Source organism: Serratia sp. CC22-02 (assembly GCF_900182895.1).
In the GTDB taxonomy this organism is placed as follows: domain Bacteria; phylum Pseudomonadota; class Gammaproteobacteria; order Enterobacterales; family Enterobacteriaceae; genus Serratia; species Serratia nevei.
Genome location: NZ_FXUD01000005.1, coordinates 1 through 16,266 on the forward strand (window position 1 = coordinate 1; position 16,266 = coordinate 16,266).

The following is a 16,266-nucleotide window of genomic DNA, read 5'->3' on the forward strand; positions in this document are numbered from 1 at the left end:
GTGGTCCCACCTGACCCCATGCCGAACTCAGAAGTGAAACGCCGTAGCGCCGATGGTAGTGTGGGGTCTCCCCATGCGAGAGTAGGACACTGCCAGGCATCAAATTAAGCGTGCTGATATGGCTCAGTTGGTAGAGCGCACCCTTGGTAAGGGTGAGGTCCCCAGTTCGACTCTGGGTATCAGCACCACTTTATTTAAAGTGGGTTTAGAAGTTCGGCAGAAAAAAGAATTTGCTTGGCGGCAATAGCGCGGTGGTCCCACCTGACCCCATGCCGAACTCAGAAGTGAAACGCCGTAGCGCCGATGGTAGTGTGGGGTCTCCCCATGCGAGAGTAGGACACTGCCAAGCATCAAATAAAACAACAAGCCTCATGCGAAAGCATGGGGCTTTTTGTTTTGTCTGTTATTTGGTGTTCTGCTCGAGCATGGGCATGCGAAAGGCCCGTCGGGAACGGGCCTTAACGCCGCTTGCGGCGGCCCCGCAGGGGAGAGTCTCAGGATGAGACGAATACTGTAGGACACTGCCAAGCATCAAATAAGCCAAGAGGCCATCCGAAAGGATGGCCTTTTTGCTTTTCAGTCCCTTTACTCCCCCTCCTCATATCTTGGCGCAGAGCGCGCAATGAAACATTTTCACCTTTCCGCCGAATGCTCGACATCGACGGAAAAAAACGCTATCTTCGGGCATCTAGAAGTCTAAACGTATAAATGGATGTGTGAGGGTTAAGCAATGCCGATTCGTGTTCCTGATGAGTTACCTGCGGTCAATTTCTTGCGCGGTGAGAATGTCTTCGTGATGACATCCTCGCGGGCAAAAACACAGGAAATCAGGCCACTGAAAGTGCTGATCCTCAACCTGATGCCAAAGAAGATCGAAACGGAAAACCAGTTTTTGCGCCTGCTGTCCAACTCGCCGCTGCAGATTGATATCCAGCTGCTGCGTATCGATAGCCGCGAATCGAAGAACACGCCGGCCGAGCATCTGAATAACTTCTACTGCGACTTCGAGGATATCCAGAACGAGAACTTCGATGGTTTGATCGTTACCGGCGCGCCGCTGGGGCTGGTCGATTTCTGCGATGTTGCCTACTGGCCGCAGATCGAGCGCGTGATCGACTGGGCCAAGCACCACGTTACCTCCACGCTGTTCGTGTGCTGGGCGGTACAGGCGGCGTTGAATATTCTGTATGGCATTCCCAAGATGACGCGCGAGGTGAAGCTCTCCGGCGTTTATCCGCACCAAACGCTGCAGCAGCATGCGTTGCTGACACGCGGCTTCGACGAAAGCTTCCTGGCGCCGCATTCACGCTATGCCGATTTCCCGACCGAGGTGATCCGTCAATATACCGACCTGGATGTTCTGGCCGAATCCGAGCAGGCCGGCGCCTACCTGTTTGCCAGCAGGGACAAGCGCCTGGCGTTTGTCACCGGCCATCCGGAATACGATACGCTGACCCTGGCAGGAGAGTATTGTCGCGATAACGAAGCCGGCCTCGATCCCGCCGTTCCACTCAACTACTTCCCCGATGACAACCCCGCACTGACACCGAAAGCCACCTGGCGCAGCCATGGCCATCTGCTGTTCTCCAACTGGCTCAACTATTACGTCTACCAGATCACGCCGTATGATCTGCGCCATATGAATCCGACGCTCGACTGATTTTTTCTGCTCGCCGGCGGCTGAATCGAGGCCGCCGCGCCGTTGATCCTCTGAACGATCCTCTTTTTCTCCGTCACACCTCCTTAAAGTCCATTGTTAAACAAGGCGTTAGCGCATCTTTATCACTCTGATGGAAGCGATTTCCTTACCTGTCATTATTGTTATTTTATCTAACCAATTGATAATAAAGTGTTAATAAAATATTTAATAATAAAATGGAAATGGTTTTTGATTTTTATTTTTTGTTGAGTATTCTTAGAGCTATCGGGATGAGATCTGACCAGTTGAGGATCGTTTCATCCGCCCTGATCCACAGTGATTTCTGATGAAAATGCGCCGGTCGCGCGAGCGCAACGATGGGAAGGAGCAAGGTCATGACACAACAGATAGCAGGCACGGAGTTAAGGTTTACGCAGGGTTTCGCCGCAGCGGAGCGCCAGGTGTTGACCGATGAGGCGGTTGAATTCCTGGCGGAACTGGTGGGGAAATTCACGCTGCGGCGCAACGAGCTGCTGGCGGCGCGTGTCCGCTGGCAGCAAAATATCGATCGCGGCGAACTGCCGGGATTTATTTCGGAAACCACTTCCATTCGTGAAGGTGACTGGCAGATCCGCGGCATTCCACAAGATTTGCGTGACCGCCGGGTCGAGATCACCGGGCCGGTTGAGCGCAAGATGGTGATCAATGCGCTTAATGCCAACGTAAAAGTATTCATGGCGGACTTCGAAGACTCGCTGGCGCCAAGCTGGGACAAAGTCATCGACGGCCAAATTAACCTGCACGATGCGGTTAACGGCACCATTTCCTACACCAATGAAGCAGGCAAAATCTACCAGCTGAAACCGAACCCGGCGGTATTGATCGCTCGCGTGCGCGGCCTGCATTTGCCGGAAAAACACGTGCTGTGGCGTGATGAAGCCATTCCCGGCGGCCTGTTCGATTTCGCGCTGTACTTCTACCACAACTATCGCCAGCTGCTGGCCAAGGGCAGCGGGCCGTATTTCTATCTGCCGAAAACCCAGTCCTGGGAAGAGGCGGCCTGGTGGAGTGATGTCTTCAGCTTTACCGAGGATCGTTTCGATCTGCCGCGCGGCACCATCAAAGCGACCGTGCTGATCGAAACCCTGCCGGCGGTGTTCCAGATGGACGAAATTCTCTACCACCTGCGCGACCACATCGTCGGCCTGAACTGCGGCCGCTGGGATTACATCTTCAGCTACATCAAAACGCTGAAGAATCATGGCGATCGCGTGCTGCCGGATCGTCAGTCGGTGACCATGGAGAAACCTTTCCTCAGCGCCTATTCGCGTCTGTTGATCAAAACCTGTCACAAGCGCGGCGCGTTCGCCATGGGCGGTATGGCGGCGTTTATCCCGAGCAAAGACGCCGAGAAAAATGACTGGGTGTTGAATAAGGTACGGGCGGACAAAGAGCTGGAGGCCAGCAACGGCCACGACGGCACCTGGGTGGCGCACCCGGGGCTGGCGGATACGGTGATGGAGGTATTTGGCAAAGCATTGGGCGATCGCCAAAACCAGCTGGAGGTGCTGCGTGAGCAAGACGCGCCGATCAGCGCCGCACAGCTGCTGGCACCGTGCGACGGCGAACGCACCGAGGCGGGGATGCGCGCCAATATCCGCGTGGCGGTGCAGTACATCGAAGCCTGGATCTCCGGCAACGGTTGCGTACCGATTTACGGTTTGATGGAAGATGCGGCGACGGCGGAAATCTCCCGTACGTCAATCTGGCAGTGGATCCACCACGAGAAGAGCCTGAGCGACGGGCGTCCGGTCACCAAGGCGCTGTTCCGCCAAATGCTGCAAGAAGAGATGTTGGTGGTGCGTGAAGAAGTGGGGGAAGCGCGCTTTAACGCCGGCCGGTTCGAAGAGGCGGCGCGCCTGATGGAGCGCATCACCACGCAAGATGAATTAATCGATTTCCTGACGCTGCCCGGCTATGAGCTGCTGGCCTGAGTTTTCCCAATTAACCCTACACGACTGAAAGGATAAAAATTATGTCTACCTCTCGCTCTCAACAGATCCAGCAGCTGGAACAGGAATGGAAATCGGCCCGTTGGGAAGGCATTACCCGCCCTTACAGCGCCGAAGACGTGATCAACCTGCGCGGTTCGGTCAACCCGGAATGCACCCTGGCGCAAAACGGCGCCGCCAAACTGTGGGCATTGTTGAACGGCAAGGCGCGCAAAGGCTACGTGAACTGCCTGGGCGCGCTGACCGGCGGCCAGGCGCTGCAGCAGGCCAAAGCCGGCGTCGAGGCTATCTACCTGTCCGGTTGGCAGGTGGCGGCGGACGCCAACAGCGCGGCGGCCATGTACCCTGACCAGTCGCTGTATCCGGTGGACTCGGTGCCGAAGGTCGTCGAGCGCATCAACAATACCTTCCGCCGCGCCGATCAGATCCAATGGGCTAACCAGATTGAGCCGGGCAGCAAAGGCTACACCGATTATTTCCTGCCGATCGTCGCCGATGCGGAAGCCGGCTTCGGCGGCGTGCTGAACGCCTTCGAGCTGATGAAAGCGATGATCACCGCTGGCGCCGCCGGGGTGCACTTTGAAGACCAGCTGGCGGCGGTGAAGAAATGCGGCCATATGGGCGGCAAAGTGCTGGTGCCGACGCAAGAAGCGATCCAGAAACTGGTCGCCGCGCGCCTGGCGGCCGACGTGCTCGGCGTGCCGACGCTGGTGATCGCCCGCACCGACGCCGATGCGGCCGATCTGCTGACTTCCGATTGCGATCCGTATGACAGCGCCTTCGTCACCGGCGAGCGCACGGCGGAAGGCTTCTTCCGTACCCATGCCGGCGTCGAGCAGGCGATCAGCCGCGGCCTGGCTTACGCCCCTTACGCGGATATGGTGTGGTGCGAAACCTCAACGCCGGATCTGGATGCCGCTCAGCGCTTCGCCGACGCCATCCACGCCAAATACCCGGGCAAGCTGCTGGCCTACAACTGCTCGCCGTCGTTCAACTGGAAGAAGAACCTCGACGACCAGACCATCGCCCGCTTCCAGCAGGCGCTGTCGGACATGGGCTACAAGTATCAGTTCATTACGCTGGCGGGCATCCACAGCATGTGGTTCAACATGTTCGACCTGGCGCACGCCTATGCGCAGGGCGAGGGCATGAAACACTACGTCGAGAAGGTGCAGCAGGCGGAGTTCGCCGCGGTGGATCGCGGCTACACCTTCGCGTCGCACCAGCAAGAGGTGGGTACCGGCTACTTCGACAAGGTCACCACCATCATTCAGGGCGGCGCCTCTTCGGTCACCGCGCTGACCGGTTCGACGGAAGAACAGCAGTTCTGATGCGGCAAGCTTGAAGACGTTTCACCCGGAGCCTGCATGCGCAGGCTTCTTTTTCTGGCGGGGGTAAGGATGGCGGCAAAACTGGAGTTGTTGATCGCACAGACGATCCTGCAGGGCTTCGATGCGCAGTACGGCCGCTTTCTGGAAGTGACCGCCGGCGCGCAGCAGCGCTTCGAGCAGGCGGACTGGCCGGCGGTGCAGCAGGCGATGAAAAAGCGCATCCATCTGTACGACCATCACGTCGGCCTGGTGGTGGAGCAGCTCAAATGCATCACCGGGCAGAAATACTTCGACGCCGACTTCCCCAGCCGGGTCAAAGCGGTCTATATCGACCTGCTGCCGGACTATCCGCGTTTCGAGATCGCCGAAAGCTTTTTTAACTCGGTCTACTGCCGGCTGTTCAAGCACCGCGATCTGACGCCGGACAAGCTGTTCGTCTTCAGTTCGCAGCCGGAGCGGCGCTTTCGCGATATTCCGCGTCCGCTGGCGCGCGATTTCACGCCCAATGGCGATCTGCCGGCGATGCTGCGCAGCGTACTGAGCGATCTGCCGCTGCGTCTGCCGTGGGAGGATTTGACGCGCGATATTCGCTACATCACTCAGGCGCTGCAACGCGCCTTCAGCGCACAGCAGCTGGCGGGGGCAACCTTCCAGATCGCCAACGAACTGTTCTACCGCAACAAGGCCGCTTGGCTGGTCGGCAAGCTGCGCCTGGCCGACGGCGTTTATCCGTTCTTGCTGCCTATCCACCACAGCGAATCGGGCGCGCTGTTTATCGACGCCTGCCTGACCGGTAAGGCTGAGGCCAGCATCGTCTTCGGCTTCGCCCGTTCTTATTTCATGGTCTACGCGCCGCTGCCGGCGGCGATGGTGGAGTGGCTGCGTGAGATCCTGCCGGGCAAAACCACCGCCGAGCTGTACATGGCGATCGGCTGCCAGAAGCATGGCAAAACCGAATGCTATCGCGAATACCTGACCTTTATGGCGCAGTCGCAGGAGCAATTTATCATCGCGCCGGGGGTGAAGGGCATGGTGATGCTGGTGTTCACCTTGCCGTCTTTCGACCGGGTATTCAAAGTGATCAAGGACGAGTTCGCCCCGCAAAAAGAGGTGACGCAGGCGCAGGTGATGGCCTGCTATCAGCTGGTGAAAGAGCACGATCGCGTCGGGCGCATGGCGGATACCCAGGAGTACGAGAATTTCGTCGTCGACAAGGCGCGCCTCAGTCCGGCGCTGTTGGCGGAACTGCAGCGCGAAGTGCCGGGCAAACTGGAAGATCTCGGCGATCGCATCGTGATCAAGCACCTGTATATGGAACGGCGCATGACGCCGCTGAACCTGTATCTGGAGCAGGCCAACGACCAGCAGATGCGCGATGCGATCGAAGAGTACGGCAATGCCATCAAGCAGCTGGCCGCCGCCAATATCTTCCCCGGCGACATGCTGTTCAAGAACTTTGGCGTGACGCGCCACGGGCGGGTGGTGTTCTACGACTACGACGAAATTTGCTACATGACCGAGGTTAACTTCCGCGACATTCCGCCGCCGCGTTATCCGGAGGACGAGCTGGCCAGTGAGCCGTGGTACAGCATCGCGCCCAATGACGTGTTCCCGGAGGAGTTCCGTCACTTCCTGTGCGGCGATCGGCGCATTCGGCAGGTGTTTGAGGAGTTGCACAGCGATCTGTTTACCGCTGAGTATTGGCGCGGGTTGCAGCAGCGCATCCGCGAGGGGCACGTGGAAGACGTGTTCGCTTACCGCAAGAAGCAGCGGTTCAGCCAGCGCAGCGGGGCGGCGCTGCCGGCCGCCACCGCTGCGATGTAAATCAGGCCTGGGCGCCCGCGACGGCGGCGCGCGCCAGTTCGGTGATGCGGGCGTAGTCGCCGCTTTCCAGCGCGTCCGCCGGCACCAGCCAGGAGCCGCCGATGCACAGCACGCTTTTCAGCGCCAGATAGCTGCGGTAATTGTCCGGCGAGATACCGCCGGTCGGGCAGAAGCGCACCTGCGGGAACGGGCCGCCGATCGCCTGCAGCGCTTTTACGCCGCCGTTGGCTTCCGCCGGGAAGAATTTAAACTCGCGCAGGCCGTAATCCATGCCCAGCATCAGCTCGGAAACGGTGCTGATGCCCGGAATAAGCGGAATGGACCCGGCGGTGGCCGCCTTGAGCAGCTCGTCGGTCAGCCCCGGGCTGATGGCGAACTGCGCACCGGCCTCGGTCACTTCACGCAGCTGCTGGGGATTGATCACGGTACCGGCGCCGATGATCGCTTCCGGCACTTCTTGGGCGATGGCGCGAATGGCGTCCATGGCGCAGGCGGTGCGCAGCGTCACTTCCAGCACCCGCACGCCGCCGGCGACCAGCGCTTTCGCCAGCGGTACCGCATGTTCCAGCTTGTTGATCACGATGACCGGCACCACCGGCCCCGCCGTCAGGATCTGCTCGGCGCTTGTTTTCCATTGGTTCATGATGACGTTCTCCTCTGTGGCCGCCGCCAGGCGGCGATGCGGCCAGGCTATCGATTAAAATTTGATGCAGCAGGCGCCCTGCTCGGCGCCGGACAGCTGGCTGCGCAGCGCGCCGAACAGCTCGCGGCCGCAGCCGATGTGTTCTGCGCTCAGATCGGGCTGGCATGGCGCGCGCTGGGCCAGTTCGTCGGCGTCGACCAGCACCTGCAGCTCGCCGCTGCGGCCGTTGACGCGGATCGGATCGCCGTCGCGCACTTTCGCCAGCAGGCCGCCGGTATAGGCTTCCGGGGTGACGTGGATGGCGGAAGGCACCTTGCCGGAGGCGCCTGACAGGCGGCCGTCGGTCACCAGCGCCACTTTGAAGCCGCGATCTATCAGCACGCCCAGCGGCGGCATCAGCTTGTGCAGCTCCGGCATGCCGTTGGCTTGTGGCCCCTGGAAGCGCACCACCACCACGCAATCGCGATCCAGCTTGCCGGCTTCGAACGCCGGCACGATGTCGTGCTGGCTGTCGAACACCACCGCCGGCGCTTCGATAATCTGGTTGTCGGCGGGCACCGCCGAGGTTTTCATCACCGCACGGCCCAGATTGCCGGCCATCACTTTGGTGCCGCCGTGATGCTCAAACGGCTGAGCGACGCTGGCGATCACGCTGGTGTCGAGCGAACCGGCCACGCCTTCACGCCACACCAGCTGGCCATTATCCAGCCAGGGTTCCTGGGTGTAGCGGTGCAGGCCGAAACCGGCCACGGTGTGCACGTCTTCGTGCAGCAGCCCATGTTGCAGCAGCTCGCGCACCACCAGCGGCACGCCGCCGGCGGCCTGGAACTGGTTGATGTCGGCCGGGCCGTTCGGATAGATGCGGCACAGCAGCGGCACCGCCTCCGACAGTTCCGAGAAATCGTCCCAGGTAATGATGATGCCTGCTGCGCGCGCCATCGCCACCAGATGCATGGTCAGGTTGGTGGAGCCGCCGGTGGCCAGCAGCGAGACGATGCCGTTTACCACCACTTTCTCGTCCACCAGGCGGCCGATCGGCAGGTAGTTGCCGGCGGTGTCGGTCAGTCGCGTCACCTGGCGCGCGGCGGCGTCGTTCAACGCATCGCGCAGCGGCGTGTCCGGATGTACGAAAGAGGAGCCCGGCAGGTGCAGGCCCATCACTTCCATCACCATCTGGTTGGTGTTGGCGGTGCCGTAGAAGGTGCAGGTGCCGATGCCGTGATAGGACGCGGCCTCGGCTTCCAGCAGAGCCAAGCGGTCGGCTTTGCCCTCGGCGTACAGCTGGCGCACGCGTACCTTTTCCTTGTTGGGTAAACCGCTGCTCATCGGGCCGGCCGGCACGAACAGCGCGGGCAGGTGGCCGAAGGAGAGGGCGGCCATCACCAGCCCGGGCACGATCTTGTCGCAGATGCCGAGGAACAGCGCGCCGTCGAACATGTTGTGCGACAGGCCGACGGCGGCCGACATGGCGATCACGTCACGGCTCATCAGCGACAGCTCCATGCCGTCCTGCCCCTGCGTCACGCCGTCGCACATCGCCGGCACGCCGCCGGCTACCTGGCCCACGGCGCCCACCGCCTGCAGCGCCTGTTTCAGCCGCTGCGGGTAGTGTTCGTACGGCTGGTGGGCCGACAGCATGTCGTTATAGGCGGTGATGATGGCGATATCGCTGCGCACCATGTTTTTCAGCGCCGTCTTGTCATCGGGCTGACAGGCGGCGAAGCCGTGGGCCAGGTTGCCGCAGGCCAGCTGCGCGCGGTGGACGGTTTGGGAACGGGCCGCTTCGATACGCGCCAGATAGGCGGCACGGCTGGCCTGGGAACGGTGGGTGATGCGCTGTGTGACACGGGACAAGGTTGGGTTAATCATGCCTTCCTCACATTGCTGTTGTTATAGTCGCCGCCTGTGGCGGTGCCCCCGGTGGTGATTTGCAGCCCTGGTGTGCAAGGCCGGGGGCGATTTGGGATTTTAAAACATCGTGAATGCCATCATGCCGATAGCGCCGCCGACGCTGCCCAGAATCGTTTCCATCACCGTCCAGGTTTTCAGCGTTTGCAGTTCGTTGGCGCCGGTGAATTTGCCGAACAGCCAGAAACCGGCGTCGTTGACGTGGCTCAGCACGATGGAGCCGCCGGCGATGCAGATAGCCAGCGCGGCCAGCTGCCCGCCGTTCAATCCGAGCTGGCTGGTGACCGGCAGCACCAGGCCGACGGTGGTCAGGCAGGCGACGGTGGCCGAGCCCTGAATCACCCGCACCATGGCGGAGAGCGCAAAGGCGGCCACGGCGATCGGCAGGCCGGCGCCGATCATGGCGTCACCCAGCGCCGGCCCTACGCCGGAATCCACCAGGATCTGTTTGAACACCCCGCCGGCGCCGGTCATCAGTAGGATGATCCCGGCCGGTTGCACCGCGGCGGAGCAGATGGCCAGCGTCTGTTCGTTGCTCATGCCGCGCGGTTTCGCCAGGCCGTAAATCACGATCAGGCAGGCCAGCAGAATGGCGGTAAACGGGTGGCCGATAAACTCCAGCCACTGCTGCAGCTGTGAACCCGGAGTGACCAGCCGCGCGCCGATGGTTTTCATGCCGACCAGCACCAGCGGGCACAGCACCAGCGCCAGGCTGAAGCCGAATGACGGCAGATTGCCCTTGGTCAGCGTCGGCTCGTTCTCTTCCGGTGGCATTGGCCAGTTGACGAAGCGGCTGATAAAGCTGCCGTACAGCGGGCCGGCGATCAGCATGCCGATCACCGCCGCCACCAGGCCGATGGCGATCATCCAGCCGAAGTCGGCCTTCATCTGCGAAGCCAGCAGCATCGGCACCGGCCCCGGCAGCAGGAAGGAGGCGGCGGCGGCCACGCCGGCGAACAGCGGGATCGCCAGCTTGACGATATTGCCGTCGGTGCGGCGCGCCACGGCGAACACGATGCCGATCAGCAGCACCACCGCCACGTCGAAGAACAGCGGCAGCGCGCAGATCAGGCCGGCGATGCCGAGCGCATAGTGCGCCTTGCTTTGTCCGAATCGTTTCAGCAATTGCGCCGCAATTTGATCGAGCGCGCCGACCTCATGCAGGATCTTGCCGAACATCGCCCCCAGCGCCACCACGATCGCCAGAAAGCCCAGCGTGTCGCCCATGCCTTTTTGCATGGTGTCTGCGATATGGTCCAGCGGCATGCCGGAGAAAATGCCGGCGGCGATGGACACCAGCATCAACGCGACGAAGGCGTGCATGCGCGCCTTCATCACCAGGAATAACAGCAGTAAAACCGAGCCGACTGCGGTACCGACCAGCGTAACGGTACTCACGCGCACACGTCCTGCGGCAGGAAGCTCTGGATATGGCGCACGGTATCGGCGATCACCGCGTCCAGCGGTTGGTTGATGTCGATCGCCATCACGTCGCTTTCGTCGGCGCCCGGTTGCTCCAGCGCGGCGAACTGGGTGACCAGCATCTGCGGTTTGAAGAAGTGGCCGTTACGCGCCGCCAGGCGGGATTCGATCACTGGGAACTCGCCGTGCAGGTAGATAAACGACAGGTTGCCGTTGCCGGCGCGCAGGCGGTCGCGATACTGCTTTTTCAGCGCCGAGCAGACGATGATCGACACGTTGTTGGTGCGCTGCATGGCGAAGGCGGCGTCGTTGAGCGCGGCCAGCCACGGCGCGCGGTCGTCGTCGTTCAACGCGTCGCCGGCGGCCATCTTCAGGATGTTGCTGCGCGGATGCAGGAAGTCGCCGTCGAGGAAACCGGCGGAGAGTTGGCGGGCCGCGGCGGCGGCGACGGCGGACTTGCCGCTGCCGGAAACGCCCATAACGACGTAAATGCGATTTTGATTGTTGGTCATGGCTTGGCTCCAAAACACCGGGTGACGTTACCTTCGTTCAGCTTGATTGTTACCGGTAACATGTTATCGGTAACATTGTCGAAGGAAGTGTGAGCGGTTGCAATGGGCTTTCGCCGTGAGGATCGTTAACTGTGATCGGCTTCAAGCTTTTTTCCCGTGTGCTAAACAGGATGCCGATAGCCTGTTACATGCTGACAACAGAGCAAGGAATCGGGAGAGAGGGCGCGCAGGGGCGCCCTCGGAGGGGTAGGATCAGCGCACGCCGCCGTAGGCCAGGCTGATCTCTTTCGCCGCGTGGATCACCAGCGCCCCCAGTTCGATCACGCGATCGTCGGTGATGCGCGACACCGGGCCGGAGATGGAGATGGCGGCGAAGGCTTCACGGTGCTCGTCGAAGATACAGGCCGCCACGCAGCGCAGGCCGAGCGCGTGCTCTTCGTCGTCAAAGGAGAAGCCCTGTTTGCGGATCTGCGCCAGCCCCTCTTTCAGGTTGTGCGGCGTCAGGGTGTGCGGCGTGTAGGTATGCATGCCTTTCTTGTGCAGCAGTTTGGTCACCTGATCGTCCGGCAGGGTGGCGAGGAACGCCTTGCCGGCGCCGGAGGCGTGCATCGGCAGTTTACCGCCGATCGGCGCCGACATGCGCATCAGCGCCGTACACTGCACCTGATCGATGATGATTGCCTGGTACTCGCTGGTATCCAGCACCGCCAGGTTGACGGTTTCGCCGGACTCTTCCATCAGGCGCCGCAGCGTCGGATGCACCATCGCCAGCAGGTTGCGGCTTTGCAGGAAGCTGCTGCCGACCACAAAGGCGTGCGAGCCGATGGTCCACAGGCCGAGATCGCCGACCTGACGCACGAATCCCTGCTGCTGCATGGTGGTGAGCAGGCGGTGGGTGGTGGAATTCGGCAGGCCGGCCTGCTGCGCCAGATCGGTCAGCGCCACGTTGCCCTGGGCTTCCGAAATGTATTCCAACAGCTTCAGGCCACGGGTCAACGATTGTACCTGGCCGGTCGCCGCACTGGCGGCCGGGGCTGCTGCGCGGGGCTTCTTGCCGCGTTTGGCGGGAGCAGGGGTGGCCATGGGTGAGATTCCTTTTTCCGTATGATGGAATTCATTTTCGTTTTTTGTCGATGAATTGCAAGTCGCCGCCAGCTCATCGGAGGTGTTGGCGCACAACCTGAAAAACTCTCAATTGTCGCCTGGCCCTTTGTCCCTACAAGCTGTGCTAGGATGACTCGTTGGTTTTTGCGGCAGTTGAGCGATGGGCTGGATGGCAATGGAAGGGGTTACAGTGACGAATCGAGTAGAACAACTGCGCCGCCAGTTAGCGCAGCGCATTTTGGTGTTGGACGGCGGCATGGGTACCATGATCCAGAGCTACCGTCTGGACGAGCGCGATTTCCGCGGTGAGCGTTTCGCCGACTGGCGCAGCGATCTGAAAGGCAATAACGATCTGCTGGTGCTGACCAAGCCGGAAGTGATCACCGCCATTCATTACGCCTATCTCGAGGCGGGCGCCGATATCCTTGAGACCAATACTTTCAACTCCACCTCCATCGCCATGGCCGACTACCACATGGAGTCGCTGTCCGCCGAGATTAACTATCAGGCCGCCTGTCTGGCGCGCGCCTGCGCCGATGAGTGGACGGCGCGCACGCCGGAAAAACCGCGCTACGTCGCCGGGGTGCTGGGGCCGACCAACCGCACCGCCTCCATCTCGCCGAACGTCAACGATCCGGCGTTCCGCAACATTTCGTTCGATGAGCTGGTGGCGGCTTACCGCGAATCGACGCGTGCGCTGGTGGAGGGCGGCGTCGATCTGATCATGATCGAAACCATCTTCGACACCCTGAATGCCAAGGCCGCCGCTTTTGCGGTGGAAACCGAATTCGAAGCGCTGGGGGTGGAACTGCCGATCATGATTTCCGGCACCATCACCGACGCCTCCGGCCGCACCTTGTCCGGCCAGACCACCGAAGCGTTTTACAATTCGCTGCGCCACGTTAAGCCGCTGACATTCGGCCTGAACTGCGCCCTGGGCCCGGACGAACTGCGTCAGTACGTCGCCGAGCTGGCGCGCATCTCGGAGACCTACGTCACCGCGCACCCGAACGCCGGCTTGCCGAACGCCTTCGGCGAGTACGATCTGGATGCGGCCGAGATGGCGCGCCAGGTCGGGGAGTGGGCGCAGGCCGGCTTCCTCAATATCATCGGCGGCTGCTGCGGCACCACACCGGAACATATCGCCGCGATGGCCAACGCGGTGGAGGGCGTGCCGCCGCGCCGGTTGCCGGAGATCCCGGTCGCCTGCCGCCTGGCGGGCCTGGAGCCGCTGACCATCGACGCCAACACCCTGTTCGTCAACGTCGGCGAGCGCACCAACGTCACCGGTTCGGCGCGATTCAAGCGCCTGATCAAAGAAGAGAAATACAACGAGGCGCTCGACGTGGCGCGCCAGCAGGTCGAGAGCGGCGCGCAGATCATCGACATCAACATGGACGAGGGGATGCTCGACGCCGAAGCGGCGATGGTGCGCTTCCTTAACCTGATCGCCGGCGAGCCGGATATCGCCCGGGTGCCGATCATGATCGACTCCTCCAAGTGGTCCGTTATCGAGAAAGGCCTGAAGTGCATTCAGGGCAAGGGCATCGTCAACTCGATCTCGATGAAGGAGGGCGAAGAGGCCTTTATCCACCACGCCAAACTGGTGCGCCGCTACGGTGCCGCGGTGGTGGTGATGGCGTTCGACGAAGTGGGGCAGGCGGACACCCGCGAGCGCAAGTTCGAGATCTGCCGCCGCGCCTATAACATTCTGACCGAGCGCGTCGGCTTCCCGCCGGAAGACATCATTTTCGACCCGAACATTTTCGCTGTCGCTACGGGCATTGAAGAGCACAACAACTACGCCGTCGACTTTATCGAAGCCTGCGCCGATATCAAAACCCACCTGCCGCACGCGATGATCTCCGGTGGCGTGTCTAACGTGTCGTTCTCGTTCCGCGGCAACGATCCGGTGCGTGAAGCGATCCACGCGGTGTTCCTGTATCACGCCATTCGCAACGGCATGGACATGGGCATCGTCAACGCCGGGCAGCTGGCGATTTATGACGATCTGCCTACCGAGCTGCGCGAGGCGGTAGAGGACGTGATCCTCAACCGTCGCGAAGACGGCACCGAACGCCTGCTGGAGCTGGCGGAAAAGTACCGCGGCAGCAAAGATAATGACGTGGCGGTGCAGCAGGCCGAATGGCGCGGCTGGCCGGTGGAGAAACGGCTGGAATATTCGCTGGTGAAGGGTATCACCGAGTTTATCGAGCTGGACACCGAAGAAGCGCGGCAGCAGGCCGAACGCCCGATCGAAGTGATCGAAGGGCCGCTGATGGCGGGGATGAACGTGGTCGGCGATCTGTTCGGCGAGGGCAAGATGTTCCTGCCGCAGGTGGTGAAATCCGCCCGCGTGATGAAGCAGGCGGTGGCCTATCTGGAACCGTACATCGAGGCCAGCAAGCAACAGGGCACCTCTGCGGGGAAAATCCTGTTGGCGACGGTGAAGGGCGACGTGCATGACATCGGCAAGAACATCGTCGGCGTGGTGCTGCAGTGCAACAACTATGAAATCGTCGATCTCGGCGTGATGGTGCCGACGGAGAAAATCCTGCGCACCGCGCGCGAGGAGAACGTGGACATCATCGGCCTGTCTGGGCTGATCACGCCGTCGCTCGACGAGATGGTCAACGTGGCGAAAGAGATGGAGCGCCAGGGCTTTACGTTGCCGCTGCTGATCGGCGGCGCCACCACCTCCAAGGCGCACACCGCGGTGAAAATCGAGCAGAACTACAGCGGCCCGACCACCTACGTGCAAAACGCCTCGCGCACCGTGGGCGTGGTGTCGGCGCTGCTGTCCGCCACCCAGCGCGACGAGTTTGTGGCGCGCACCCGCAAAGAGTATGAAACGGTGCGCATTCAGCATGCGCGTAAAAAGCCGCGCACGCCGCCGGTCGATTTGCAGAAGGCGCGTGCCAACGCCATGGCGCTGGACTGGGCCGATTATCAGCCGCCGGCGCCGCGGCAGCTCGGCGTGTTCCCGGTGGCGGCCGGCATCGAGACGCTACGCCACTACATCGACTGGACGCCGTTCTTCATGACCTGGTCGCTGGCGGGCAAATACCCGCGCATCCTGGAAGACGAGGTGGTGGGGGAAGAGGCCAAGCGCCTGTTCCACGACGCCAATCAGATGCTGGATCGGCTGGCCGCCGAGCGCAGCCTCAACCCGCGCGGCGTTTACGGCCTGTTCCCGGCCAACCGCGTCGGCGACGACGTGGAAGTATACCGCGACGAACGGCGTGACGAGGTGCTGGCGGTGAGCCGCCATCTGCGTCAGCAGACGGAAAAAACCGACTTCCCGAACTACTGCCTGGCGGACTTCGTGGCGCCGAAAAGCAGCGGCAAGGCCGACTACTTCGGCGCCTTCGCGGTGACCGGCGGGCTGGAGGAGGACGCGTTGGCGGCGGCCTACGACGCGCAGCACGACGATTACAACAAAATCATGGTCAAAGCGCTGGCGGATCGCTTGGCGGAGGCCTTCGCCGAATACCTGCATGAGCAGGTGCGCAAGCTGCACTGGGGCTATGCCGCCGACGAGAGCCTGAGCAACGAAGAGCTGATCCGCGAAAACTATCAGGGCATCCGGCCGGCACCGGGTTACCCGGCCTGCCCGGAGCACACCGAAAAAGCGACCATCTGGCAGCTGCTGGACGTCAACCGCCACACCGGCATGGAGCTGACGGAGTCCTTCGCCATGTGGCCGGGGGCGGCGGTGTCCGGGTGGTACTTCAGCCATCCTGAAAGCAAGTACTTCGCGGTGGCGCAGATCCAGCGCGATCAGGTGGAAGACTACGCGGTGCGTAAAGGGATGAGCGTGAGCGAGGTCGAGCGCTGGCTGGCACCTAACCTCGGCTACGACGGCGACTGA

The 16,266-nt window shown here is 61.6% G+C and carries 10 protein-coding genes, 1 tRNA gene and 2 rRNA genes; 8 read left to right on the forward strand and 5 right to left on the reverse strand.

All coding sequences use genetic code 11. The features are described 5' to 3' along the window. The 7 genes from rrf (QOL81_RS17040) to aceK form a co-directional block, all read left to right on the forward strand. Positions 1-98: ribosomal RNA gene (gene rrf / locus QOL81_RS17040) — 5S ribosomal RNA — on the forward strand; the annotation flags it as partial. Positions 99-112: 14 nt separating this feature from the next. Then, positions 113-188: transfer RNA gene (locus QOL81_RS17045), tRNA-Thr, on the forward strand. A gap of 45 nt (positions 189-233) precedes the next feature. Continuing rightward, positions 234-349 (forward strand): 5S ribosomal RNA (rrf, locus tag QOL81_RS17050). Between the two features lie 381 nt (positions 350-730). Further along, positions 731-1,660: a homoserine O-acetyltransferase MetA gene (gene metA / locus QOL81_RS17055; RefSeq protein ID WP_060425115.1), complete on the forward strand. Its 930-nt coding sequence runs from the start codon at positions 731-733 to the stop codon at positions 1,658-1,660. A gap of 374 nt (positions 1,661-2,034) precedes the next feature. After that, the gene (gene aceB, locus QOL81_RS17060; RefSeq protein ID WP_060425119.1) at positions 2,035-3,633 is read left to right on the forward strand and encodes a malate synthase A; all 1,599 of its coding nucleotides are present in this window, start codon (positions 2,035-2,037) and stop codon (positions 3,631-3,633) included. A gap of 41 nt (positions 3,634-3,674) precedes the next feature. Further along, positions 3,675-4,982 carry an isocitrate lyase gene (gene aceA, locus QOL81_RS17065; RefSeq protein WP_004936630.1) on the forward strand — a complete coding sequence of 436 codons (1,308 nt, stop codon included), beginning with the start codon at positions 3,675-3,677 and terminating at the stop codon, positions 4,980-4,982. Positions 4,983-5,051: 69 nt separating this feature from the next. Then, positions 5,052-6,806, forward strand: coding sequence for a bifunctional isocitrate dehydrogenase kinase/phosphatase (aceK, locus tag QOL81_RS17070; protein WP_060425122.1), 1,755 nt, complete (start codon positions 5,052-5,054; stop codon positions 6,804-6,806). A gap of 1 nt (position 6,807) precedes the next feature. On the opposite strand, the gene QOL81_RS17075 is transcribed toward aceK, so the two are convergent. The 5 genes from QOL81_RS17075 to iclR all read right to left on the reverse strand — a co-directional run bounded on the left by QOL81_RS17075 (position 6,808) and on the right by iclR (position 12,374). Next, on the reverse strand, positions 6,808-7,449 hold the full coding sequence (locus QOL81_RS17075; protein WP_049201544.1) for a bifunctional 4-hydroxy-2-oxoglutarate aldolase/2-dehydro-3-deoxy-phosphogluconate aldolase: 642 nt from the start codon (positions 7,447-7,449) through the stop codon (positions 6,808-6,810). A gap of 54 nt (positions 7,450-7,503) precedes the next feature. Next, entirely contained in the window at positions 7,504-9,318 is a 1,815-nt protein-coding gene (gene edd / locus QOL81_RS17080) for a phosphogluconate dehydratase (RefSeq protein ID WP_197757941.1), read from the reverse strand. Positions 9,319-9,417: 99 nt separating this feature from the next. Continuing rightward, positions 9,418-10,755 carry a gluconate transporter gene (gntU, locus tag QOL81_RS17085; protein ID WP_060425180.1) on the reverse strand — a complete coding sequence of 446 codons (1,338 nt, stop codon included), beginning with the start codon at positions 10,753-10,755 and terminating at the stop codon, positions 9,418-9,420. Further along, entirely contained in the window at positions 10,752-11,291 is a 540-nt protein-coding gene (gntK, locus tag QOL81_RS17090; RefSeq protein ID WP_038874371.1) for a gluconokinase, read from the reverse strand. Before gntK ends, gntU begins: the two co-directional genes overlap by 4 nt. A 252-nt stretch (positions 11,292-11,543) precedes the next feature. Then, the gene (gene iclR, locus QOL81_RS17095) at positions 11,544-12,374 is read right to left on the reverse strand and encodes a glyoxylate bypass operon transcriptional repressor IclR (RefSeq protein ID WP_004936648.1); all 831 of its coding nucleotides are present in this window, start codon (positions 12,372-12,374) and stop codon (positions 11,544-11,546) included. Positions 12,375-12,570: 196 nt separating this feature from the next. Between iclR and metH the strand changes: the two genes are divergently transcribed. Beyond that, a complete protein-coding gene (gene metH / locus QOL81_RS17100; protein ID WP_139159296.1) occupies positions 12,571-16,266 on the forward strand; it encodes a methionine synthase in 3,696 nt (1,231 codons plus the stop codon).

Excerpts from the sequence above, each read along its gene's own strand:
- metH (WP_139159296.1), top strand. The coding sequence starts at position 12,571 with ATGGAAGGGGTTACAGTGACGAATCGAGTAGAACAACTGCGCCGCCAG.
- aceB (WP_060425119.1), top strand. The coding sequence starts at position 2,035 with ATGACACAACAGATAGCAGGCACGGAGTTAAGGTTTACGCAGGGTTTC.
- aceA (WP_004936630.1), top strand. The coding sequence starts at position 3,675 with ATGTCTACCTCTCGCTCTCAACAGATCCAGCAGCTGGAACAGGAATGG.
- metA (WP_060425115.1), top strand. The coding sequence starts at position 731 with ATGCCGATTCGTGTTCCTGATGAGTTACCTGCGGTCAATTTCTTGCGC.
- QOL81_RS17075 (WP_049201544.1), bottom strand. The coding sequence starts at position 7,449 with ATGAACCAATGGAAAACAAGCGCCGAGCAGATCCTGACGGCGGGGCCG.
- aceK (WP_060425122.1), top strand. The coding sequence starts at position 5,052 with ATGGCGGCAAAACTGGAGTTGTTGATCGCACAGACGATCCTGCAGGGC.
- gntK (WP_038874371.1), bottom strand. The coding sequence starts at position 11,291 with ATGACCAACAATCAAAATCGCATTTACGTCGTTATGGGCGTTTCCGGC.
- iclR (WP_004936648.1), bottom strand. The coding sequence starts at position 12,374 with ATGGCCACCCCTGCTCCCGCCAAACGCGGCAAGAAGCCCCGCGCAGCA.
- edd (WP_197757941.1), bottom strand. The coding sequence starts at position 9,318 with ATGATTAACCCAACCTTGTCCCGTGTCACACAGCGCATCACCCACCGT.